18 protein-coding genes and 1 riboswitch are annotated in these 24,499 nt (G+C 44.1%); of the genes, 11 read left to right on the forward strand and 7 right to left on the reverse strand.

The window, feature by feature from the left end:
- The first annotated feature begins 443 nt into the window (after positions 1 to 443).
- The gene (locus TOL2_RS04965) at positions 444 to 2,360 is read left to right on the forward strand and encodes a methyl-accepting chemotaxis protein (protein ID WP_014956429.1); all 1,917 of its coding nucleotides are present in this window, start codon (positions 444 to 446) and stop codon (positions 2,358 to 2,360) included.
- Between the two features lie 162 nt (positions 2,361 to 2,522).
- On the opposite strand, the gene TOL2_RS04970 is transcribed toward TOL2_RS04965, so the two are convergent.
- The 7 genes from TOL2_RS04970 to TOL2_RS23445 all read right to left on the reverse strand — a co-directional run bounded on the left by TOL2_RS04970 (position 2,523) and on the right by TOL2_RS23445 (position 12,909).
- Positions 2,523 to 3,209, reverse strand: a complete 687-nt coding sequence (locus TOL2_RS04970; protein ID WP_014956430.1) for an MlaD family protein — start codon at positions 3,207 to 3,209, stop codon at positions 2,523 to 2,525.
- Positions 3,210 to 3,427: 218 nt separating this feature from the next.
- Positions 3,428 to 6,475: an efflux RND transporter permease subunit gene (locus TOL2_RS04975; protein ID WP_014956431.1), complete on the reverse strand. Its 3,048-nt coding sequence runs from the start codon at positions 6,473 to 6,475 to the stop codon at positions 3,428 to 3,430.
- Positions 6,472 to 7,593, reverse strand: a complete 1,122-nt coding sequence (locus tag TOL2_RS04980; RefSeq protein ID WP_014956432.1) for an efflux RND transporter periplasmic adaptor subunit — start codon at positions 7,591 to 7,593, stop codon at positions 6,472 to 6,474. The genes TOL2_RS04975 and TOL2_RS04980 overlap by 4 nt, the downstream gene beginning before the upstream one ends.
- Before the next feature lie 63 nt (positions 7,594 to 7,656).
- Positions 7,657 to 8,118, reverse strand: coding sequence for a MarR family winged helix-turn-helix transcriptional regulator (locus TOL2_RS04985; RefSeq protein ID WP_014956433.1), 462 nt, complete (start codon positions 8,116 to 8,118; stop codon positions 7,657 to 7,659).
- 258 nt (positions 8,119 to 8,376) lie between these two features.
- A complete protein-coding gene (locus tag TOL2_RS04990; protein ID WP_014956434.1) occupies positions 8,377 to 9,474 on the reverse strand; it encodes an ABC transporter substrate-binding protein in 1,098 nt (365 codons plus the stop codon).
- 185 nt (positions 9,475 to 9,659) lie between these two features.
- Positions 9,660 to 11,735: a TonB-dependent receptor gene (locus tag TOL2_RS04995; RefSeq protein WP_014956435.1), complete on the reverse strand. Its 2,076-nt coding sequence runs from the start codon at positions 11,733 to 11,735 to the stop codon at positions 9,660 to 9,662.
- A 193-nt stretch (positions 11,736 to 11,928) separates the two neighbouring features.
- Entirely contained in the window at positions 11,929 to 12,909 is a 981-nt protein-coding gene (locus TOL2_RS23445) for a helix-turn-helix domain-containing protein (RefSeq protein ID WP_014956436.1), read from the reverse strand.
- 115 nt (positions 12,910 to 13,024) lie between these two features.
- Positions 13,025 to 13,201: riboswitch (cobalamin riboswitch) on the reverse strand.
- 328 nt (positions 13,202 to 13,529) lie between these two features.
- On the opposite strand from TOL2_RS23445, the gene TOL2_RS05010 reads away from it, so the two are divergent.
- The 10 genes from TOL2_RS05010 to TOL2_RS05055 all read left to right on the forward strand — a co-directional run bounded on the left by TOL2_RS05010 (position 13,530) and on the right by TOL2_RS05055 (position 24,482).
- Positions 13,530 to 15,548: a TonB-dependent receptor plug domain-containing protein gene (locus TOL2_RS05010; RefSeq protein ID WP_232508074.1), complete on the forward strand. Its 2,019-nt coding sequence runs from the start codon at positions 13,530 to 13,532 to the stop codon at positions 15,546 to 15,548.
- A gap of 78 nt (positions 15,549 to 15,626) precedes the next feature.
- On the forward strand, positions 15,627 to 16,742 hold the full coding sequence (locus TOL2_RS05015; RefSeq protein ID WP_014956438.1) for an ABC transporter substrate-binding protein: 1,116 nt from the start codon (positions 15,627 to 15,629) through the stop codon (positions 16,740 to 16,742).
- A gap of 79 nt (positions 16,743 to 16,821) precedes the next feature.
- Positions 16,822 to 17,775 (forward strand): FecCD family ABC transporter permease, encoded by a 954-nt coding sequence (locus TOL2_RS05020; RefSeq protein WP_269764191.1) that lies wholly within the window; start codon positions 16,822 to 16,824, stop codon positions 17,773 to 17,775.
- Between the two features lie 3 nt (positions 17,776 to 17,778).
- Complete coding sequence (locus tag TOL2_RS05025) at positions 17,779 to 18,621, forward strand: ABC transporter ATP-binding protein (protein WP_014956440.1); 843 nt, start codon at positions 17,779 to 17,781, stop codon at positions 18,619 to 18,621.
- Positions 18,596 to 19,429, forward strand: a complete 834-nt coding sequence (locus tag TOL2_RS05030) for a class I SAM-dependent methyltransferase (protein WP_041279276.1) — start codon at positions 18,596 to 18,598, stop codon at positions 19,427 to 19,429. Before TOL2_RS05025 ends, TOL2_RS05030 begins: the two co-directional genes overlap by 26 nt.
- Positions 19,429 to 20,460, forward strand: a complete 1,032-nt coding sequence (locus TOL2_RS05035; protein WP_014956442.1) for an ABC transporter substrate-binding protein — start codon at positions 19,429 to 19,431, stop codon at positions 20,458 to 20,460. The genes TOL2_RS05030 and TOL2_RS05035 overlap by 1 nt, the downstream gene beginning before the upstream one ends.
- Positions 20,457 to 21,479 carry a FecCD family ABC transporter permease gene (locus TOL2_RS05040; protein WP_014956443.1) on the forward strand — a complete coding sequence of 341 codons (1,023 nt, stop codon included), beginning with the start codon at positions 20,457 to 20,459 and terminating at the stop codon, positions 21,477 to 21,479. Before TOL2_RS05035 ends, TOL2_RS05040 begins: the two co-directional genes overlap by 4 nt.
- Positions 21,463 to 22,275: an ABC transporter ATP-binding protein gene (locus TOL2_RS05045; RefSeq protein WP_041279277.1), complete on the forward strand. Its 813-nt coding sequence runs from the start codon at positions 21,463 to 21,465 to the stop codon at positions 22,273 to 22,275. The genes TOL2_RS05040 and TOL2_RS05045 overlap by 17 nt, the downstream gene beginning before the upstream one ends.
- Positions 22,272 to 23,318, forward strand: coding sequence for a radical SAM protein (locus TOL2_RS05050; protein WP_014956445.1), 1,047 nt, complete (start codon positions 22,272 to 22,274; stop codon positions 23,316 to 23,318). Before TOL2_RS05045 ends, TOL2_RS05050 begins: the two co-directional genes overlap by 4 nt.
- The gene (locus tag TOL2_RS05055; protein WP_014956446.1) at positions 23,319 to 24,482 is read left to right on the forward strand and encodes a hypothetical protein; all 1,164 of its coding nucleotides are present in this window, start codon (positions 23,319 to 23,321) and stop codon (positions 24,480 to 24,482) included.
- Positions 24,483 to 24,499 lie beyond the last annotated feature (17 nt).

Consider the following 24,499-nt stretch of genomic DNA (forward strand, 5'->3'; position numbering starts at 1 on the left):
TGCTGCTGAAAGCCTCAGTCATTCTCAATAGAAAACAATTAAGTGATCTGGCTGTTAATCATGCATTGTCACTTTGGACTGGTTGAGAGATTGAAATTATGGGGCTGTTGTACGGTGAATACAGTTTTAAATGTATAACGCATTAAAAACTGGACAATCGAATAATATATTGATAATACATATGAAATCAATTTTATTTCATGTCTCCAGTTCATATTGCTCACAAATTGATCCGCTGATTCAAAAATATTGATTAGGTGCTGACAACAAACACGATTTCATCCGTTGAGGGAGACTTGTAAATAATTATATTTTACTCAAAGCTCCGTTTTTTTTATTCTGATTTTTTAAAACAACTGTTTATCCAGCCTTTTTCAGTTTACTGAAAACCGGACAATTGAGTTTTATCAAAGCACTTAAAATCATAAAAAGGAGAAGAGCAAATGTTTAAAAACATGAAACTTGGTACGAAAATTTTCAGTGGGTTCGCCCTGGTACTTGTTTTTCTTTGTATCGTTGCCTTTATCGGGTTTAAAAGCCTGTCAGGAGTGATTGACCGGGTGGACAAGGCCGATGATGTGAATCGTATCGTTAAAATGATTTTGGACACCCGCCAGCAGGAGAAAAATTATATTATCAGGGGGGATCACTCTTATATAAAAAAAGTTGAAGAAGATATAGAAAAGCTTGTGGAACAGGCTATTAAAACAAAAAACAAGTTTGATCAGGCCATAAACAAAGATCAGATGGACCAGGTGATTGAAAAAGCAACTGCTTATTCCAATGCATTTAAGGAATATGTGGAACTGGATCATCAAAAAGAGAATGCCATGAAAGAAATGCGCTCCATGGCAAGAAAAGTTTTAGCACAGTCTGAAGCCATAAGGGAAGATCAAAAACTACAATTGACTCAAGCAATGAAAAAATTTGCCGGCGATGATGTTATCAATGATAAGCTTAAAAAAGCGGATGATGCCAACAGGCTGATCAAATGGTTTATGGACGGTCGTAAAAACGAAAAAGAATTCATCATATCCAAAGGAGAAAACAAGTGGCGGGAGAATGTTGATACAAACCTGGCAAAAATCCTGGCGTTGTCATATGATTTGAAATTACGGTTTAAACAAAGCCGGAATATTGAACAGATAACTTCTGTTATTGCGGCTATCCGGCAATATGATAAAGCTTTTAATAATTTTGCAGAACTTATGAAAACACAAAAAATTACCGATGACAGGATGGTCAAGTCAGCAAGGGGTGTCAATGAAGTCTGTACGGCAGCAAGGGGGGATCAAAAGGCAAAAATGGGACGGCAGATTTCAACTGCAAATAGCATCATGCTAACCGGAACAATTATTGCGATTTTTCTGGGTCTTTTATTTGCATTCATTATTACAAGAATCATTACCAAGCCACTGAACATAGTAATCCAGGGTCTGGGCGAAGGAGCCAGCCAAGTTGCCTCAGCTTCTGGCCAAGTGTCTTCAACCAGTCAGTCACTGGCTGAGGGCTCTTCAGAGCAAGCAGCTTCCATAGAAGAGACTTCGTCATCCATGGAGGAAATGTCTTCAATGACAAAGAGAAATGCTGAAAATGCAGGACAGGCCGATGCGATCATGAAAGATTCAAGTAAGGTTGTCAGCGCTGCCAATGAATCAATGACTCAACTGACCCAATCCATGAAAGAGATTTCAAACGCCAGTAAAAAAACTTCTAAAATCATAAAAACCATTGATGAGATTGCTTTTCAAACCAATCTTCTGGCGCTTAATGCTGCTGTTGAGGCTGCCAGAGCAGGAGAAGCAGGCGCAGGATTTGCCGTTGTGGCAGATGAAGTAAGAAACCTGGCCATGAGGGCCGCAGATGCTGCAAATGAAACTTCTTCGCTGATAGAAGGAACCGTTAACAAGGTCAATAATGGTTCCAGGCTGGTTTCAACTGCCAATGAAGCATTTTGTAAAGTTACTGAAAGTTCAGGACAGGTAGCCGCTCTAATATCAGAGATATCACATGCTTCCAAAGAGCAGTCTGATGGAATCGAGCAGGTTAACAGTGCTATCGGTGAGATGGATAAGGTTATTCAACAAAATGCGGCTAATGCTGAAGAATCTGCTTCTGCATCAGAAGAGTTGAGTGCCCAGGCAGAACATCTCAAAGAATTTGTAGCAGACCTTGTTTCTCTTGTTACCGGGGACAAGAATAGAAGCTCTGGAAGGTCTTATGGAATAATAACCCGAAAGATTTCAGCAAAACATGACGAAGCTTCAGTTCAGGGCAATAAAATATTGTCCGGTGCAAAGGAAGTCCGGCCGGACCAGGAGATACGGTTTGTCAAAGATGATGATTTTGAATCTTTTTGATTGATTTCTGGCGAGCTTTGTCTGAAAAAGGCATCCCTTCCGTGCGACTACTTGCCTCACTGCTTCTATCCGGTACTGTTCGCACAGACACATGAAAACATCGACAAGGCCAACACGGGTGCTGGCAGACTGCAGACAAAGCCGCCGCTGTATTTTTCCCTGTTAAATCTCCTGAAGCTTGCCAAAATCTTTTTCCAGTTCCCTGGCCTTGTCGTTTTGTCCCTGCTGCTCAAGGCTTTTGATGATTTCTTTGAATTTTTCTTCCAGTTTTGGAAGAATATCGTTACGGATGTTTTCCTGCATCTCTTTGCTTGATGATTCAAGCCTGGTTTTAAGTTCTGATAATTTTTTTTTCAAGTTTTTATATTGATCTGATTCCGGGATTTTTTCAATGTCTGTAAGCATTTTGGAAAAAGCATTTTCAAGTGTCTGGCCCAGGGATTCAAGGGCTTTGGCATAAGGGATGAGAGTACGTTTAGAGGTGCCTTGAACAATTGTGCCTGGGTCAAGTTTTTTGCCGCCCGGATTGTTCTGTTCCAAAAAAACAGCTTTGGATTCTGATTTTGAGTTTGAGGAAAGAGGCGATACATCAATGTAAAACTGTGTATCTTCGGTGGCTGCATGGGAAAATTCTTTCTGGATTTGGATTGAGACAAGAAAGTCGGCATCCTTGGTATAGGATATGGTTTTGACTTTACCTATGGTGGTTGAGTTGAAGATCACCGGGTCATTTTGTTTAAGACCGTCAATTTGTTTGAATTGAACAGACAGGGTTAGACCGGTGCAGGCGCTCAAAAAAAAGAGGCTTGCAAGCAGGCCAAAAATTGTGGATTTTAACGTCAGAGTCATGACTTCGTGTTCTCCTTGATCTTTTTTGTAAGTGTTTCTTTGTTTTATCGAATCCAATAAAGCAAAAATTTGATTTTATTATTTGATCACATCGTAATATTCATAACCTTTATTGTATCATTTTTAGAAATATCCACAACAAATTTGTCGTTACATGAGGAGAAGCCCAAGTATTTGTAGTCAGTAATTTATGAAAAATAAATTCATATGATCTGTTCCTAAAAATGCTTAACACCAGGCCTGCGGACTGAAAACAGCGTGCTGAAAAACACCGGCACGACAAACAGGGTCAGCAGCGTGGCAAAGCTGAGGCCTCCCATGATGGTTGCGGCCATGGGGCTGAAAAAGGCATCTGTCAGCAGCGGAATCATGCCGAGTACGGTGGTGAAGGTCGCCATGGTGACCGGGCGGATACGGCTGGCGGAAGACTCAACCACAGCCGTAAACGGTTCCTTTCCGTCGGCGAGTTCCGCCTTGATCTGATCGAGCAAGACGATTTCGTTTTTGATCAACATGCCAAACAGACTTAAAAAACCGAGCATGGCCATGAATCCGAATGCCTTGTCGGCAATGAGCATGCCGGGGGCTACGCCCACAACAACAAGCGGCAGTCCCATGAAAATGATAAGGGGATACCGCAGGCTGTTAAAGAGAAGAACGGTGACAAGAAACATTCCGGCAAAGGCAATTGGAAAATTGGACATCAGTTTGGTGTTGGCTTCGATTTGCTCCTCATGTTCGCCGCCCCATTCCAGGTTGTAGCCTGGAGGCAGTTTTAATTTTTTCTCAATGATCGGGGATAATTGGCGAAACAGCGCGTCAGTGGTGCCTTCACGCTGTTTGCAGAGGACCCGCAGGGTGCGTTTCTGGTTGAGGCGGTGGATGACGCTGTCCTCCACCCCGGTGATTGTCCTGTTGGTCACCTGTTGCACGGGCACCCATTTATTTTTTGCTTGGCTGAACACCTGCACCTCATCAAAAAAGTCGATATTATTACGCTGCTTTTTCGGCGGCCGCAGGATAATGGGGAGCAAATCATCTCTATGCCTGTACTGGCCAACAACAGAGCCGGTAAAGTTCATGGCAATGGAGGAGCCAATCTCCGGACGGGAAATCCCCAGACCCTGTGCCCGAAGGTCTGCAAAATCAACTTTGCTGACCTTGATCTGGTTGCCCCAGTCCGTACGGATACTGCGGCTGTTGGGATTTTCAGCCATGATTTTTTTGACCTGCCCGGCAAGATTGCGCAGAATTTTTGTTTCCGGCCCACTCAGACGGGCTATCACGGCACCGCCACCCGGGCCGAGTTTAAAGGCGTCTACACTGCCTATGACCTGTGGAACCTCCTTGTCCAGGTATTGTTGAATGTTTTTTTTCAGTTCAGGAACCCGGCGGAAATCATCCACATCAATCAGCAGTTGAGCATATGCACTGTCCGGCATCTCCGGGGAAAAGGTCAGCAGAAAGCGCAGCGGCCCCCGACCGATAAAGCCTGAAATATTCTGCACTCCTTCAAGGCGGGCAACGTATTTTTCAACCTGTTCAAGCTGCTTTTCAGTGCTGTTGATATGAGTCCCCTGGGGCATCCAGATATCAACGGTGAACTGTGAGCGGTTTGTATCGGGCATAAAATCCTGCTTAACATGACTAAAGCCCCACACGGCGACCACCAGCAATCCTATGACTCCTGTCAGGGTCAGCCACCGGTGATCAATGGCTTTTCCGACAATGGTTTTGTAATATTTGAAAAAGCGTTGTGAATGTTTTTTTTTGCCATTGTTTTTGGGAACAGGCAATATCATGACACAAAAACAGGGTACAGTGGTGATGGCGAAAAACCAGCTCAGTCCCAAAGAGATACATATCACCTGGAACAGACTGGCCAGCCATTCGCCGGTCATATCCTTGGACAGGGAGATGGCGGCAAAGGCCAGAATGGCGATAATGGTCGCGCCCAGCAGGGGCCACATGGTCTCTTTGACCGACTGATCGGCGGCTTCTTCTCGCCCGATGCCCTGGCGCATTTTGATGATGATTCCTTCCGTAACAACGATGGCATTGTCCACCAGCATGCCAAGGGCGATAATCAACGCACCCAGAGAGATTCGCTGCAAGGTGATGCCATAGGATTTCATGACCATCAGGGTCGCAAAAATGGTGAGAATCAGCACAAAACCGATGATAATACCCTCGCGCCAGCCCATGAAAACAACCAGCAGCAGAATAACAATGACAACTGCACTGATAAGGTTGGAGACAAATCCTGAAACCGACTTTTCAACTATTTTGGATTGACTGGTGATGGTATGGATGTTTATGCCAAAGGGGGTATTTGCCTGCAGTTCTTGAAGGCGTTGATCAATGGAATCGCCCATGGAAATGACATTACCGCCGGATATGGTTGAGATGCCTATGGCCACGGCCTCTTTTCCGTTGTAGCACATGAGTTCCGCAGCCGGTGTGATAATGTCATGTCTTATCCTGGCAATTTCTTTCAGCCTGATCATGCTACCTTCGGAGCCGCTTATGAGCTGGTTGGCGATATCCTCTATTGAGGTGTAATCTCCTGTAATGCGAAAAGGGATGTATTCCGAACCTACCTGCACGGCTCCTGCCGGGGTGACGCTGTTTTGACCGTTGAGAGTGTCAAAGATTGTGTTGGGATTCAAGCCAAGTTGTGTCAGTTTGGCCCGGTCAATTTCGATAAAAACAGCTTCTCTGGGAAGGCCCCAGAAATCAATTCGGCCTACATCGTTGCAGGTGAGCAGTTCCCGGCGCAAATCTTCCGCATATGCCTTAAGCTGCTTTTTATCATATCCGTCTCCGGTGATGGCAAAAAGTACCCCGTAAACATCACCGAAATCATCATTGACTATTGGCGTCTGACATCCCGCAGGCAGTTGGCCGTTGACAGAACCCACCTTGCGGCGCAGCTCGTCCCATACCTGGGGAAGATTGTGTTTGTCGTAAATTTCTTGTGTCTCTGCAAAAATAATCGAAACGCCTGCTCTGGATATGGAGCGGACCTCCTTGAGCTGTTTTAATTGCTGGATGGCAGTTTCAATGGGTTCGGTCACCTCAAGCTCCACCTGTTTTGCAGACGCTCCAGGGTAATGGGTATGGATCACTGTTTCTTTGATGGTGAATTCCGGGTCTTCCAGGCGTCCGATATTCAGGAAACTGAATATTCCGCCAAGGGCAATAATGGTGCTGAAAACCAGGGTGACCACTTTGTAGCGGACAGCATATAAACATAGATTATTCATCCTTCCAGTCCTTTTTTACCGGCCTTCATCGGGCGAACTCGTTGTTCTTCGTCAAGGCTGTGTAAACCGGCGGTTGCCACCAGTTCATCAGATCTTATCCCTTTGGTCACTTCGATGCTGTTGCCATGCATTGGGCCTATAACTACCTGCTGTTTTCGGGCTTTTTGTGTTTGTGGATCGACAATCCAGACATATGGATCAGCATTGGGATCAAAAACCACGGCCTCAACCGGAATCAGTACGGAGAAATTTTTTGCCTTGGTTTTTGCAGATTGTTTAACAATACCGCTGACCGTTGCCGTCATGCCGGGGAGAATATGCATATCTGCCGGAGAGGGCAGTTTGATAATCAAGGCGTAGGTGCGGGTGTCATTGCTTGATTCCATTCTCAGCTCCATTGCCTCGGCTGCAAATGTGAGATCCGGATTTGCATCAAAACAGACATTCAGCTGATCCAGTATCTCTGTCCCTCCAAGGGCAACCAGTTGTTCCGGCAACTGCACTTCAACTTCTATTCCGGAAACATCCTGCAGCAGGAGAACCGGTTCTCCTTTGTTCACATGCTCTTTTCTCTCTGCATAGCGTTTTGATACCAGGCCGTCAAAGGGAGTGATAAGCCGGGTATCGGTCAGGGCCTTTTCCTTCATGTCCAGTTCAGCCCGGGCGATATCATGGACGGATTGCGCAGTATCAAACTGGGCTTTGCTCACCACATTTTCCTTATAAAGCTTTGAAGTACGCTGAAAATTCAGTTTTGAAGCCTGATATCCGGCCCTTGCCGCCCTGACTGCGTATAGATGATTCTTATGTTCAAGAGATGCAAGCAAATATCCTTTTTTTACCTGTTGTCCTTCAAGAATGTTCAGCTGTTCGATCTGGCCCGCTATTTGAAAAGACAGTTCAGCTCGTCGAGCAGCTTTAACTTTACCTGGAAACCGGAAGTTCTGTGCATTCAGGTATGGTTTTGCCAGGGCCGTTGGAATCGGTTGGACAATGTGTTTTTCTGCTCGATTCTGCACAGAAATGATTTTGGAAAGCAGCAGATCTTCAGTGCCCGGGAAAAGCAGTATAAAAGCCGGCAGCGCTAAAGCGACTATACATGCGATTGTTTTTTTCATGATTATTTCCTTTTGCAAGTCTATTAAGTTACTTAACTATTTTTATAAAAAAATATAGCACCGTTATTTGGTGTTCAACCGTTCATCCATAATAGAATTAAGGTTGTCCAATAATTCGTTCAACCGTATCAGAACGTCAATTTCCACACAGTCAAATGTTTTCAGAATACGTTTAAGATCCTGGCTATGCATCCTGGCGTGCGCTTCAAAGGTCTGCCAACCCAGAGGTGTCAGGGAAAGCTGTAACTCCTTATTGCTGTGGCCGGCCTGTTTTTTGATCACAAATCCCTGCATAGTTAATTTGGAGACCAGTTGGGAAGCTGCGCTTTTGGTAAAACCGAAATATTTGGCGATTTCTGTCACATTGGTACACTTTTTTTCACCAATGCTTTCAATGGCGTGGGCTTCACGCGTTGAAACACTTACGTCGCAGGTAACGCCAATGGACAATGTTTCCACCTCGGCAAACTTGCGGGTAATCTGCATGAGAGTATTTATAACTTTTTTTTTCAGTTCCTGATTCATAAAATAGATAATAAAGCACCTTAACTATTTTTGCAATATTTTTTTAACGCTGCCGTCCGGATCAGGTGGCATCGATTCATAACAAACTGACGGCAAAGATTGTTTACAGCCTATGTGAAACCATCAAAACACGACAGTATGTTGTTGTTTTTCGCACAAATTTAGTTATAGTGACGACCTATAATCTCATTTCAAGCAGATCTCGGTATTTTTAAAAAAACATTAATTCGGTCAAAATTTTGATACCGGCGAAAAAGATTAGAATCCGGGATAAACAAAGATTCCGCGTTTGCTAAGATCAATGTCTGTGCCTATAAACCGGGTAAGGTATTCCTGGTGAACAGAACGCGGATCAAAATTTAAAAACAGATCGGGATGAAACCATTTGGCAAGATATGCAAGGGAAATGACAAAGGCGGGTGTATAAAGAAAATGCGGACTTATCATGTACACGGCATTGTTTTTGACTGCTTTGCACTCGGCCAGAAAAGGAATTTGCATAAGCTGTTGTCTGTAAGAAGAAACAATTGAGCTGTCAACCATATCCGGGCCAAAACCATTTGAAATTGAATCTTCACAGATGATAATATCAATGTCCTGCTGTGTCAGCCATTCAGGATCAATTGATTGTATCCATCCTCCATAGGCATTTAAATCCGCGGCAACATTTATTCCGCCTGCGATTTCATTGATTGTCGTCATGCCGATGAATCGATTGGACATGGTCGTGAATTTTTCAACTTTTCCCGGACTCCATTTTAAAAAATATCTTTTTTTCTGTTCGGTCGCAAGTTTTGAAGTTTTGTCAAGAATTCTTTTCAGCACATTTTCATACCAACTTATATATTCTGAAATCTTATCGGTTTTTCCGAATATTGTGCCCAGAATTTCAAAATTTCTTTTTATGGTATGACGATCAAACAGATTCAGGGCAACCACCGGGATATGGGATTGGATTTTTTCGGCCATTTCTTCAAATCCCTTCATGGGAGCTTTAAAGGTCAGAAAACAATCGGCATTCAGCTCTAAAAGTCTTTCAAAATTGAGGCTGTAAGGAGATCCTTTTGTTGTATTGGAAGCGGGAATGCGATCAATGTCCGGATAAAAACCAGGGTTTAACACAACAATTTCCCGGGCAACGATTTTATCCCATGCCCCGGCTATTTTAAGGGCATCGGTAAGGCAAATGCCGGTGAAGGCCACTTTTTGCACAGGCTTTTTAATGGTAACAACCCGATTCAGAGCATCGGTCAAGGTTGTTTTTGTGCTATTATAATCTGCATTTGCAGCGATTGCTGAACAAAATATCAGTACGCATAACAAGCAAAGTGTTAAGCAAATTGATTCTCGCCTCATAACACCACCTCGTTTTTATATTCCTTAAATGATGCACTTTGATTCCTAAGCTTTTAGCGCTTTTATCACTGTTATCATCGGCATTTATTTTGTGTAGTTGTTTTTTTATTTTTCACACCGCATCAGTTCATTATGCTTTCTTGGTTTATGCTTTCTTCGTTTATTTTAAATTATATTTTGGTTTTTTAAAATTTGAGAGCGGCTATCAGGCCAAATACTCTGGGAGAGCCAACATTATTGAGAACCCCTATGTTTGTAAAATATTCCTGATCAAAGATATTTTTACCATAACAATATAGTTCCCATGATGAAGCTTCGTATCCTATTTTTGCATTGTATATCTCATAAGCTTTTTGTTTTTTTGTATTAGCCGAGTCAAAATAGCTGTCACCATAGCCGATAATATCAGCACGGGCAAAAAAGCCTGAGTCGTGAAGGTACGAAATGGCAAAATTAAAACTGTATTCCGGTGTTCGGATCAATTTTTTTCCAGAATAATCCGTGGTTTCATCAAAAATATACTCATCATATTCTCCGCCAATCATTCCTAAAGCAGCAGTAATATCAAGGCCGTTCATCACATTTAATATAGCTTCAATTTCAATGCCCTGGCTGTGTGCCGCTCCTGCATTTGATGCCACAAATGTTCCGCTGTCAATGCCTTCTATCAGAACATGTATATCTTTGATGTCCATATAATACATGGCTGCATTTAATATGAGTCTGTTATCAAAACTTTTTGTTTTAATTCCCATCTCATAATTGACGGATGTTTGATTATCAATTCTTGCAAAATCTTTATTTGCCTCGCAAAAATTGTATCCTCCGGCCAGATACCCCTTGGCCACACTTGTATAAACCATGAAATTGTCATTGTGATTCCATGAAAGAACGCCTTTGGGAATAAAGGTATCCCAGTCATCTTCAGCATGATAGGTTACAGGATCTTTTACAAGCTCTTTGGTATCTGTGCGGCTTTCTTCATATCTGTAATCCATTTCAATATCTGTTTGCTCATATCTCAGGCCGGTGGTGAAATTGAATTTTCCAAAGGGCAGGGTAACTTCTCCAAATGCCGCCAGAGTATCATTATATGTTTTTGCAGGCCAATCCATATATGTATCATAGCCCAGCATAGCAGTGGTATTAAATGCAGCAAACATATTTTTATTATCCACGTCCTCTTTTGAGAAAAACAGTCCGCCCATCCATTTTAAAGCATTGGGGCCGGGTGATTGAATACGCAGTTCCTGTGTAAAACCGGTTACCTCCTGGTCCATACCCCCGTCAATCATGGATGCCCCTTCATGCAGTCTTTCGCTGAATCGTTCAATTTTTGAATCACTGTATGTGGTAATTGATTTGAGTTCTGCATTCTCCAGGCTGTAATTTATGCCAAGACTGGAATTAAAGATGTCTTTTGTTAATTCATCATCTGGGTTTTTATATGAGTGATAGCTGACTTGATTTTCAGTCTTGTAAATTGTCGGTGTGTGTCCGCCTGAACGGTTGGCAAACGATGTATTAAAATCCATTTCCATTTTATCTGTTGGAAGCCAGTTGAGCCTGGCTCTAAAGCTGCTTTTATGAAAGCCGTCATAGGTGTCTTCATCAGGATGATCATTTGTCATATATCCGTCTGTTTGCCTGTAGTTTTCCGAAAGGCTGAAAAATAATTTATTATTGATGATGGGGCCGTTTATATACGCTTTTACCCCATATGTTTGATCTTCAGCAATCTCAGTGCTTATTTTTCCCTCCATAGTATTGCCTGGTTGCTTGGTGATAATGTTAACAATTCCTCCAATGGCATTTTTCCCATACAATACGCCCTGGGCGCCTCTCAATACTTCTACTCTTTCCACATTATTCAGATCTATATCCATAAACGGCACTTTATCGTTGGGAACACCATCAATATATATGACCACGGGATTTTTAAATGTGTATTTGCTGCTGCTTAATCCTCTGAAGCTAACTTCTCTAAACCCGCCATTGTCATTTGCTTTAAAGTTGGGTACTAAATTCATAATGTCGGATAAATTATTAATATTTGCATCTTTGATATCTGTTTGAGTAAAAACACTTACCGCCGCCGGGATTTCCTGGATTTTTTGTTCATGTTTATTTGCTGTAACCGTTATGTCATCAAAAGCATGTGTTTTGCTTTCATTTGCATTTGCTTTATTGAGAAAGATCAGCAGTACAACACTGAAAAAGAGAACAAAAATTGTATGGTATTTTTTTGTTTGAATAGTCACTCCTTGCTCCTTGATATTGTATGATTAGGGTTCAGGTTAAAATTATCAACAGTGTCATGGGCATGCCGTCAATATGGATCACAATGGAACTTTTGTTCATAAGCCACAGGACCGAACAGGTTCAAAGCAATCTTGCAGATATCTATATGCATAAAAAAAATATTTATGGCTATCACTTGCGTTCATTTTTTTATCACCATCGTTCATTTTGACGATATCGGCTGGGGGGTATGCCAAAATAATCCCTGAAGGCCTTTGCAAAATGGCTGGAACTTGAGTAACCAAGGGAATAAGCTATTTGAGTCATACTTAAGCTTTCGTCTTTAACAAGGGTTCTGGCTTTTTCAGCGCGTTTGAAACGAAGGTATTCTATAGGGGAAGTGCCGTAGAATTGATTGAAATCATTATAAAACTTGGTGCGGGAGACACCGACGGTCTTGGCCAGTTCAATTATATTTGGAGGGGTTTGAAGGTTATTGGACAATAATTGCCCTGCATAATGTATTTTGTCGATATCATTGGCTTTTAAGCGTGGAGTCGGTTTTTGCTTGTGGGAGGCAGGTTTTATCTGGTTTAGTTTGCAAGCAATAAGTTCCATTGCTTTGGCTTCGATAAAAAAGCGATGGCTTGCTCCTTCATAAGGGCAGTGGATGATTTGTTGCAGTATCATGTGCATGGAAGGGGTGATGATTTCCGTACAATTAAAAGGATCGCCGCTGTTCTTGTTATCTGTTAAAGGGGCTTTAAATTTTATGGGGATGTCGTGCAGTTCATCTTCCATCAATGTGTCCCAATAAGAGGGAGATATCAATATTACAACCATATATATCGGAGTCCCGGGCATATCTTCATAAAATCCATCCCGGTTCGGGAAATAAAAAAATCCGCTTTCTCCATGGGTTATGGTCAGGCTTTGTTTTAAACAATGCAGAGTTAATTTTGTAGTGCCTGAAAGACAAAATCTGAAACCGAATTTGGGGGTGTCTCCATAGTGTTTGGCTTTGAGTCTGTCGGATTTGTTGTAATTACAGACATATACCTGGATACCACTTTTTAACCTGAACTCTTTTATGGTTCCTTTGCCTATTTTGTGGGGTAGTTTCCAGCAGGTCTCAAAATTGCCTTTTTCTACCGGAAAAGAATCCAACGTGTGACGTTTTAATTTTTTTTCCATTTTTTCATTTCTTTGCCCAAAATAAAAAATCCCCGAACCGTAAATAGTTTACGATCCGGGGATATCCCTTTTTTATCCAATAGATCCAATGGAAACCGGCATTGCCGTACACGGTTTTCCTATGTTTTACCAGGCAGGTATTCTGACTTGCGGATCATCCTCATGCCGCGCCTTCCCATTATATCAACAGTGGCATATTGCAGCATTTGTCACCGATTACAGCGGCGGGCCCGTTTCCGAATTACACGAAATTCCCTATTAAGCCGATGGCACCAGATAAAATTTACTTTGTGCTACAGAATAAGCAATGAAAAGTCAAGCATATTTTCAGTGTGGCAACTTGTGTGGTTTTTATGAGTGTTTATATGTTGTTTTTAGTTCTTAATTGCAACCCAATGGTTATTTTTTGCTGCAAGATGATGAATAATTACAGTATATCATTGACAAGAGGCTACAATGTAATTATGAAGTAACTTGTTTGTTTTAAGGGAAAATAAACCGTTTAAAAAAACGGATTGATTGCAATATCAGATAGCCTGTTGGGTGCTGGTGCAGTCAAAGAGATGGGATGGATAGAAAATGAATCCATGAGTAAAAAAAATCAACCTAAAGGAGAAAAAATGAAAAATTTGAGCAGGCTCGGGGATTTTTATGTTTTGTTAATATTGTTAATATGCTTCAGTCCTTATTGCGCATGGGCAGAGGATACGGCTGGGGCGGACAAAAATGTTTTTGATCTTGGTGAGGTCGTTGTCAGTGGACAGGCTGAAACCATTACAAGGGTAAGTACAGTGGAAACAGTTGATTTGGAACAAATTGAACTGACCAATTCACAAAATATATCACAAGCTCTTTCCGGTTTGCCCGGTGTCACCTTGTCCAACGGAGGGAGAAAAGCGGAAAGCTCTATTAATGTCAGGGGATTTGGTTCTCGGTATGTCCCTATTTTTTATGACGGTATCCCCTTATACATTCCCAATGACGGATATGTGGACGCAGGTAACCTTACAACGGATAATATTTCAAGGATTGATTTGAGCAAAGGGGTCAGTTCCGTTCTCTACGGGTTTAATACCATGGGCGGGGTCATTAATATTGTGAGCCAAAAACCGCAGGAAAAATTAGAAGGTTCCTACGGGGTTGAAGTTACTGACAACAGTGATGTAAAAGGAAATTTTAATATTGGATCAAGCCAGGATAAATTTTATTTTACCCTGGGAGGAGGGTTCACAAATTCCAATGGATGGGATGTGTCGGATGATTTTGATGCAAACCAGTATGAAGACGGAGACACAAGGGAGAACTCGGATCTTGATGACTGGAATGTGGCTGCAAAATTAGGGTGGACCCCGGCACAAGGCCATGAATATGCAATTGGATTCAACACCATTGAAAAGGAAAAAGGGCTTCCTCCCACTGCAGATCCCGATACATCGGCAAGAAGGGTAAAATACTGGCGGTTTACGGACTGGGACAAGGAAACCATTTATTTTATCGGGAACACGGAGTTGACGGATCAATTATCCGTTAAAACAAGAGTGTTTTACGACACCTATTATAATGCGCTGGAAGACTATAGCGACAACACCTATTCAAATGCCCGCTGGCACTCCACCTATGACGACCACAGCTATGGAGGCTCTTTGGTGGCCAGAGTTGACTACATACCTAAAAACACTTTAAGCTGTTCTTTTCATTATAAAAAAGACGTTCATGAGGAACAAGATGACATAGGCGATCCATGGGAAAACTATGAACAGGAAATGGTTTCCTTTGGTATTGAAGATGATATTAAACTTACGGATAATCTTGCCTTTGTTCTGGGAAGCAGTTATGACATCCAGAATCCCCAGAAAGCCAATGACGGTGTGAACAACGGGTTTGTCAGGGAATCCAAATCAGCCTTCAATCCCCAGGCAGGTGTGTTGCTGACGGTTCTTGAAGATCTTGACATGCATTTTTCCCTGGGGAAAAAATCAAGATGGCCCACCCTCCAGGAACTTTATACAGATGGACTGGACAATGACAGAATAGCCAATCCCGACCTGGCAGAGGAAGTGGCAACCAATTATGAACTGGGTTTTGAAAAACCCCTTCCCAAAAATAATCGTATAGGGCTGACCTTTTTTTATTCCAAAGTTGAAGATTTAATTCAAGACGAGATTGTCGGTACTGATCCTGTTTCCGGGGATGATATCGAGCAATACCAGAATATTGATGAATCAAGTTTCAAAGGCCTTGAATTCACCTTCACCTCTTATATGATTGCCGATAATGATTTTCAACTGCATTATACATATCTGGATGCAAAAAATGAGTCTGACGGTGCAGATAACGATCATCTCGAGGGTATATCCGAGCATAAACTTTACCTGAGTGATTTGTACAGATTCAATGATCGGTTTTCCGTTTTCGGGAGTGCTGAATACAATTCAAAAAGATACGATGAGGATGCTAATTACGATGAGGTTGAACTTGACGGATTCTGGGTTGTAAATTTTAAAACCATGGTAAGGCTTGATCAATCTTTTGTGTTTGAAATCGGCGTTAAAAATCTTTTTGATGAAAATTATGAGATGGAAGTGGGATACCCCCGCCAGGGAAGAAGTTTTTTCATTGGATTTAAAGGAGAATTTTAATTATCCGGCATTAGCCTATACCCAGGTTCTCCGGGGCATCCGGGGAACCTGTCGGTTTTTGCGTTTTTAAAATATATCATGACAAAAAAAAGAATTTTTCTGCTTCTGTTTTCAGCATGTTTTGTTTTTTTATTTTACAGAATATATTATCATCCTGAAACCAGAGCCCGCGAAAATCATGATCGCACCCGCATTGTCACCGACATGAAAGGCCGCGCATTTCAAGTTGCAGATCCCATTAGGCGCATTGCACTGCTGGGTGGTCCCACAGGCCAGGTGGCTTTTATACTGGGGGTACAGGATCATTTGTGCGCCGTGACCAACACCCTTAAAATGTCAAAACTTGTCCAAGAAATGTATCCGGCCATCAAAGCATTGCCCGGTCCCAGGACCACTTCGGGCAATATCAATATAGAGGAATTGATCAATTCAAACCCGGATATCGCCATTGCAGGAGATATTGACGGTCAAATCGTGCTTGATAAAACCCGTATACCGGTTGCCTTTCTTGAAGACGGCATGGGCGAGGGCATGGAGGATATTAAAAGGGAAATCCGGTTTTACGGAACCATTTTCCAAGCCCCGGACCGGGCTGAAAAATATGTTGCGTTTTTAGAACGGGTCATGCATCTGATAGAACAGAGAACCCGTGATATTCCGGTCCAAAAGAGGAAAAATGTTTTTCAGGGGTTCAGCCCCAGCCATCTTGTGACCCTGGGCGGAGATACCTTTATGCAGGAACGCATCAAGCTTTCCGGGTGTGAAAATGCCGCTGAAACCGTCACTACCATCGGCAAAAGAACCGGGCTGCATTCCGGCCTGGCCGAAGTCTCCATGGAACAGGTTCTGGAATGGGACCCGGATATTCTGGTGATCAATTACGGAAAACCAGCCGACCTGTACAAAGATCCCCAGTGGAGAAATATCCGGGCGGTTCGAAATAAACAAATTTATTCCCAGCCGGCAGGTGTTTTTATTTTCAACCGCCCCACGGCGGAATCTGCCGTGATTTTCCCCTTGTGGCTGGCCGCCATTGCTTATCCCGACCTGTTTGAAAATATTTCCATTAACGGTATTGTCAAAACTTTTTACCGGGAAATTTTTGATTTTGACCTTACAGACCTTCAGGTTCATGATATATTGCTGGGCACTTATGAATTCAAGATGATGAAAGGAATTAAAAATAGAGGATAACAGACCATATGGCAAGCGGTTTGGCAAATCCCTTGCTCCCGAATCCTGGATACGTTTTTTTTGGGGCCTTCTTATTCTGGTGGTTTTGTTTTCCTTAAGCCTTGGCCGGGTGGATATTTCCTGTATGACAGTGCTGAAAATTTTGTTTTCATCTGTTTTTCCCCTGGAACCGGACTGGTCCGTGACAACCTATGCCGTTGTCATTGATGTCAGACTGCCCAGAATCCTGGCAGGCATTCTTGTGGGAGCCGCTTTGTCCATATCCGGTGCATCCTTTCAAGGGGTGTTCCAGAATCCCCTGGTAAGCCCCCATATCCTGGGGGTGGCGTCCGGTGCAGGGTTTGGCGCAGCTCTGGCCATTCTTTTGTTTGACAATATATTGATGATTCATCTGGTGTCTTTTTTCTTCGGTCTTTTGTCCGTGGGCATGACCTATTCCCTGTCAAGAGTCTACAAGATTACCCCGATCCTTATGCTGGTGCTTTCCGGCATTGTGGTGGGATCTCTTTTTTCCGCATTGACCTCTTTTTTAAAATATATTGCCGATCCCATGAACAAAATGCCTGCCATTGTTTTCTGGCTGCTGGGTTCTTTAAATCATGTTTCGTCAAAAGATTTGTTGATTACGGCACCGGTTTTTATTGTCTGTATTTCAGCCCTGCTCATGGTGCGCTGGAGGATCAATCTTCTGGCCATGGGAGAGGAGGATGCAAAATCCCTGGGCGTCAACACGGAAACCTTAAAAGCCGTCATCATTGTCAGCGCCACAATTGCCACGGCATCAGCAGTGTGCATCAGCGGAATCATCGGCTGGATAGGCATCATGATCCCCCATATCGGCCGTTTGATTGTGGGGCCCGACCATAAATATCTTTTGCCTGTGTCCATGCTGATCGGTGCCGCTTATCTTGTGGCAGTTGATACCATTGCAAGAACAGCTCTTGTGACGGAAATCCCAATTGGCATTCTGACGGCTATTTTTGGTGCCCCTGTGTTTGCCTTTTTACTTCGAAAAAGTCAGAAAGCGGATTGAATCATGACAGGTCGGGTAAACATCAGCAATCTTTGTTTCGGGTATACGGGCAGGGAAAAAGACCTGGTATTTTCAAAGATCAGTTTTGATCTGGAACAAGGAGAAGTGTTTTGTCTTCTCGGGCCCAATGGCTCGGGAAAGTCCACCCTGCTCAAATGCATGGCACGGCTGCTGAACCCACTTGAAGGCAGTGTTTGCCTTGACGGTGAAAACTTGAACACTCTGGGTGCCGGGAAAATCGCCCGAAAGATCGGGTTTGTCCCCCAGAGTCTTGTTTGTGTTTTTCCGTTCACTGTGGAAGATATAGTGATCATGGGACGGGCATCCAGGATCGGCATGATCTCTTCTCCTTCCAAAACAGACCGGCGCAAGGCGTTTGAATCAATGGAAAGGATCGGGATTTCCCATCTGGCCAAAAGGCCATGCAACCGGCTGTCGGGCGGGGAGTGGCAGCTGGTATTGATTGCAAGGGCTCTGACCCAGTCGCCCGGGGTGCTGCTTTTGGATGAACCCACCTCCCACCTGGACCTGGGCAACCAGATAAAAATTTTAGAGGTGGTGGACAGTCTTGCAAAAGAGGGCATCACCATTATCATGGCATCCCATTTCCCGGATCATGCCTTTTTGAATGCTGATAAGGTTGGAATTCTAAAGGATCGTACCATGATTGCCCTGGGAGATCCAAACAAGGTGTTGTCTGAAGATGTTCTTGAAATAACGTATGGCATCACCATAAAAATCGTCACAATAGATGAAGGGATTAATCGAAAAATCTGCGTCCCGGTTTTAAATCAGAAGAAAACAAAACAACAGGTGAAAAATGGAAGCATTGACGGATTGGTATAAATTGTGGAATCAGCTTTGTGAGATTCAGAACAAGGCCTTTGGCAGAAAAAAGGAATACTCGGAGGATGACTTCTGGAAGCACAAGGCAAGGCATTTTGATAAAATGGTGGATGAAAGATGGGAAAAGCCGGATTCGTCCAGGGATTTTCTGATTCAAAAATTAAAGGACAATCCAGGCGCAACCTTGCTGGATATCGGTGCAGGCACCGGCAAATGGTCCCTTCTTGTTTCCCCTTATGCGGCAAAAGTCACGGCATTGGACCCTTCGTTGGCCATGCAGGAGATTTTGAAGGAAAAGATTCAAAAACAGGGGATTAACAATATTGATATTGTCACCGGGACTTGGCCCAGGGATTATGTGGCATCCCATGATTTTGTCCTGGCATCTCATTCCATGTATGGTGTGCCTGATTTTAAAGCCTTTGCAGACAAAATGTCGGCCACGGCAACCAAAGCCTGTATTATGCTGCTGCGGGCGCCTTTTGCTGATTCCGTAATGGCAATAGCCTCCCGTTATGTTTTGGGGCAGCCGTATGACAGCCCGAACTTTCAGGTTGCCTATAATGCCCTTCTGGGCATGGATATTTATCCTGACGTGATCATGGAAGCTGCGGGCACCTGGCCTGCCTGGACACATGATTCTTTTGAAGAGGCCCTGGACGATTTGAAGAATCGTCTGAATATTTGTGAGACATCACAATATGATGATTTCCTTTCAGATTTGCTGGAAAAACATCTTATTTTGAAAGACTGTAAATTTGTCTGGCCGTCCGGAAACCGCTCAGCCCTTGTGTACTGGGAGGTGTGATGGCTGCCGTTAAATTTTTCAGGAGCCTTATTATCTGTGTGTTTGTGTTCGGTTCTGTTGCAGGGTGTGATTTTTCAGGCAAAGCCCAAAAGGATTTTATCACCATCACGGATCAAATTGGCCGCAAGGTTAAGATTCCGTCACAGATCAAACGAATGGCCGCCTTTCACCATTTTGGCGGCAAACTCGTCTATGCCTTGAATCAGCAGCACCTGCTGGTTGAAAAAAGTATCTACGGCAGGGAGGCCCTGGCATTGAACAGGATTGATAAAGCCTTTGCCGCTCTGCCAAATATGGCACAGGGGCACGGTTATAATATTGAAAGTCTGGTCAGCCTGAATCCCGACGTCGTTTTTTTATATGCATCCAGCGACCAGGGCGAGATAGAACAGTTTGAAAATGCCGGTATCCCGGTTATCGGCGTAAAAGGTGAGACCTTTGAAGAAAGCTTTGAGGCGATCCGACTGATGGCCGACGTCCTGAAATGCCGGGATCAGGGGGAAGTTTATATTCAAGAGTGCAATCGTCTTATCGAGCTGGTTCGGGTGAGGCTGGAGCAACATGGGGCACCCCCTTTGAATGTCATGTTTTCAGGACCCAAAAGCATTTATTCCGTGGCCACGGGCAATATGCTTCAAAACCGGATTCTGGAACTTTCCGGTGCCAGAAACGTGGCTGCCGGATTAAAAGGTTTTTGGGCTGATGTGTCACCCGAGCAGATTGCAAAATGGAATCCTGATGTTGTGTTTTTAGGCTCATCCTTTGATGCTTACGGCAAAGACAAAATTTTTAAAAATTCTCATTTCCAGACCGTCAAAGCTATTAAAGAGAAAAAAGTCTTTTCATTTCCTTCCGAAATCGGGTGGTGGGATTACCCGGCTCCCCATTGTGTACTGGGGGTGGTCTGGTCTGCTAAAACTCTTTACCCGGAACTTTTTTCAGATATTGACATGATGATGGTTGCCAACCGGTTTTATAAAAAATTTATGGGGTATACCTTTGAAGAGCTGGGGGGCAGGCTGGAGCAATGAAAAAGTTTGGTCTCATGATCCTGGTTTTCCTGGTGACAGTGTTTATCTGTCTGTGTACCGGACGCTATCCCATAAGTCCCGGGCATGTTGTTGGACTGCTTTTGTCGGGCGCTGGAATTGAAAGCCATGGCTTTGCTGCTCCGCCGGAAATGATGATGATTTTCTGGAACATCAGGGTGCCCAGAATCCTTCTCAGCATTATGATCGGTGCCGGGATTTCCATTTCAGGGGCCGTGTTCCAGGCGCTTTTCAGGAATCCCCTGGCCGCACCGGATATTCTGGGGGTGACGGCTGGCTCCTGTTTTGGTGCGGCCCTGGCCATCATGTTTTTAACTCCTCTTGCCTGGGTCATCCAAACCAGTGCCTTTATATTCGGTATTGTAGCGGTGACGCTTGCCTATATCCTGGCGTCCTGGAGCCGGGACAGTTCTCCCTCGGTACTTGTGATTTCCGGGATTGTCATTTCAGCCGTATTCCAGGCAGGACTTTCCTTTATAATGTACCTTGCCAATCCATATGACCAGATGGCACAGATCGTATTCTGGATCATGGGCAGTTTCCATATGGCGTCCTGGACCAAGGTTCAGGTGACCCTTCCGGTTCTGGTTCCAGGTATTTTTTTGATGACGATTTTTTCCTGGCGCCTGAACATCATGACTCAGGGAGAAGAAGATGTATTGTCCATGGGAATCAATATTTTTCGGTGGCGGATTTTTTATGTCCTGGTCAGCACGCTTATGGTGGCCTGTGCCGTGGCATCCGTGGGAACGGTTGCCTGGATCGGGCTGATTGTACCTCACATTGCAAGATACCTGGCCGGAGCGGAACATAGCAGGCTGATTCCTGTTACGGCGGTTTTAGGCGGGGTTTTCCTCATGGTCATGGACAGCGTTGCCAGAAGTGTCATGCTGTCTGAAATTCCTATCAGCATTGTCACATCCATATTTGGCGCACCCTTTTTAGGTTATCTGGTTATCAGTGCCGGTCAAGCGAGGTTTGGACATGAATCTGGCCGTTGAAAATATCAGCGCAGGATACGGGAAAACCCAGGTGATTTCTAACATCAACCTGGCTGTCGGGCCGGGCAGGATCTGTGCCCTCATGGGCAGAAACGGATCAGGGAAAACCACATTGTTACGCTGTATTAACGGAGTTATCTCCCCGTTTGAAGGCAAGGTTTCGATCATGGGCAAGGATATTTGCAGGCTTTCCCGGGACCGGATTGCCGGGATGATCAGCGTGGTTCCCCAGGTAAGCTTTTCTCCATTTTCCTTTTCCTGCATGGATATGGTGCTTATGGCCGGGGCGTCACGGATCAAGGCATGGTCAGCCCCGTCAAAAAAAGACAGGGAAAAGGCTTTTTCAGTGATGGCTGAAGCAGGTATCGATCATATGGCCGACAGTGCTTTTAATTCCATATCCGGCGGCGAACGCCAGCTGGTCATGCTGGCAAGGGGGCTGTTCCAGGACACGCCGGTTATGCTCCTGGACGAACCCAATTCCCACCTTGATTTTACCAACCAGCACAGAATCATGGCTCTGATGCAGACGCTTGTGAAAAAAAGGAAGACAACGGTTTTAATCACCCTGCATGATCCCAATCTGGTCTATTATTATTGTGATGAAGTGGTCCTTCTTCACAATGGCGGTGTGGTGGCTTCAGGAGAAACCCGGACGACCATGACGGATGATGTTCTGTCCAGGGTGCTGGGAGACAATATCCAGTGTGATGTCACCCTGAAAGGTGTTTTTGTAGTTACCCCGAAACAGATAAATTCCCCAAATAATAACTCCGGTATAAAGGTGAAGATATGAAATGCAATTTTTGTGAACGCAGATGTGACCTTACGGCAGGCAAAAGCTTTTGCGGTATGTACAGAGAAGATGGGGGCCGGGTGGTTGAAACCTATCCTGATAAATGGTGTACCTATTTTGTATCCCGGGTTGAATCTGTCCCGTTTTACCATGCCTATCCAGGTTCCCGGTCTATGATCATCGGGACGGCCGGCTGCAATTTTCGTTGCAGGTACTGTTCCAACGGATTTATTGCCTGCCGTAACCCTGCCGATGTCCAGGATGTGATGTATGAATTTTCCCCTGAAAAACTGGTGGCCATGGCTCAAAAGCTTGGATGCCACAATATTGTTTTCAATGTAAATGAACCGGCTGTGTCTCTGCCAAGTCTTTTGCGGGTAAAAGCGTATGCCAAAAAAGCGGGTATACCCATGGGATGTCTGACCAATGGGTATACCACGCAAGAGTCCACCCGGATGATGGCGGATATTTTTTCTTTTGTTCATGTGGGCCTCAAGGGATTTTCCAATGCATTTTATAAAAAATATGTGGGAGTGGACAGCATTGAGCCTATTCTTCGCAATATAAAATTTTTTGCAGACCATTGCCATTTGGAGATTGCCTCTCCTGTGATCGAAGATGTCAATGATCATGAATTATTTGATATTGCAACATTTATTCATGATATTCATCCCCATATCCCCTGGCATGTGTTCAGGCTTTTGCCGGAGCATAATATGAAGGGTTCGGTGTATCCGAATATCGAACGGATGAACCAGGCCCTTGAATCTTCCAGAAATCTGTTGCCTTATGTCTATTTTCATAATTTTGTGGGGTCTGACTGGGTTAACACTCTTTGTCCCAATTGCGGTGCAACAGTTATTAAACGGTTCAGTCTGGGATGTTCCGGGGACCAGCTGGATGAATTTTTAGCCCCTGACAACACCTGCATAAATTGCTGCACAAAGATTGCCATGCTGGGCACCAAGGTGGCCTGGGATGAAAAAAGCGGTAATATAAAAAGCGGGGATGCAAAAAACCATACGGTAAAGGAGGTGGGTTAAATGAGCCTGGCAATGATTGACGCAAGGGAATGGCAGAACCTGTTTGACCTTGAAACCGGTCAAAAAAGGGCGGATGACAGCCCTATTGTTTCCATGGTCAGCCAGGTGCTGGACAATAATCCTTATCCCGGAGATATTGATGAAAAAGCCAATCAATGGGTCAGCAAAACCGCACTGGACCTGATTGAACGTTATGACCCCGGCCTGGTATGCTTGAGTTATGTTCAGCAGTTTTTTGCCAACCGGTATTTTGATCATCCGAAACCGGAAAAGCACAGGATGTTTTGTGCTGCCATGACAGAGGCTTTGCAGTTTATTGAAACATCCGGCTACACTCCTGTTATTGTCGGAACCGGCGGTATGGTTCCTTTGCAAGGGGATATTGATCTGTCAGGGCTGGACGGCCTTGCCATTTCCTCCAACTGGTCCGCCCGGTACTGCGGAGTGCATTCTCCAAGTTCTGCCGACATGGTGTTTCTCAAGTCCCTTAAATCAAAGGGTCTCATTGAGAGGATCATTTCAAAAGAAGAATGGATAAATCTGTTTGCATCGGTTCAGACGGATCTGGACAGGGCTGAGGATGAAGGTCTCATGCCGGATTTTCTGGTTGTATCAACCCAGGGGTTTGCCTTTAAAACCATGGGAACCACCTTGCGAAAGCCTGTCAATGTTCCGGAAAACAATTTTAAAATTCCCGTTTACACCCCTTTGGGAAGGATTGAAGATTTAAGGCAGATCAAAAGTTTGATCCGGTCAAACCTGGGCCATCATAAAATTGCTTTGATTCTGGTGGAGGGCGTGGGTCAAGAGTATTTTCCAGGCAACAGCTTTTTATGCGGAAACGGTCCTGGATGGTTCTGCAATGAACCAGGAGACGCATTTTACCTGACTCTCTCCACAGGCAAATATCAGCCCTTTGCCTATCCTGCCGGATACCGTTATTTTGATCAGGATGTGGAAAACATCCGGTTTCCTTTTTCCGGGTACATGACCAACATCCCGGAAAATACCCTGGCCCTGGACCATGCCGGTAAAAGCATTGCCGTGGGCAATCGCAGTATTTTCATGCACATGGTGTTCGGGGTGGATATTGCTGTTGAGTGTTTTGCCAGAAATTTGTTCAATCAGGGCTGTATGGCTGTTATTCACAATAAGGACAAGTAGGTTAAAGGAGAGGCAAA

This window comes from Desulfobacula toluolica Tol2, from assembly GCF_000307105.1.
Classification (GTDB): domain Bacteria; phylum Desulfobacterota; class Desulfobacteria; order Desulfobacterales; family Desulfobacteraceae; genus Desulfobacula; species Desulfobacula toluolica.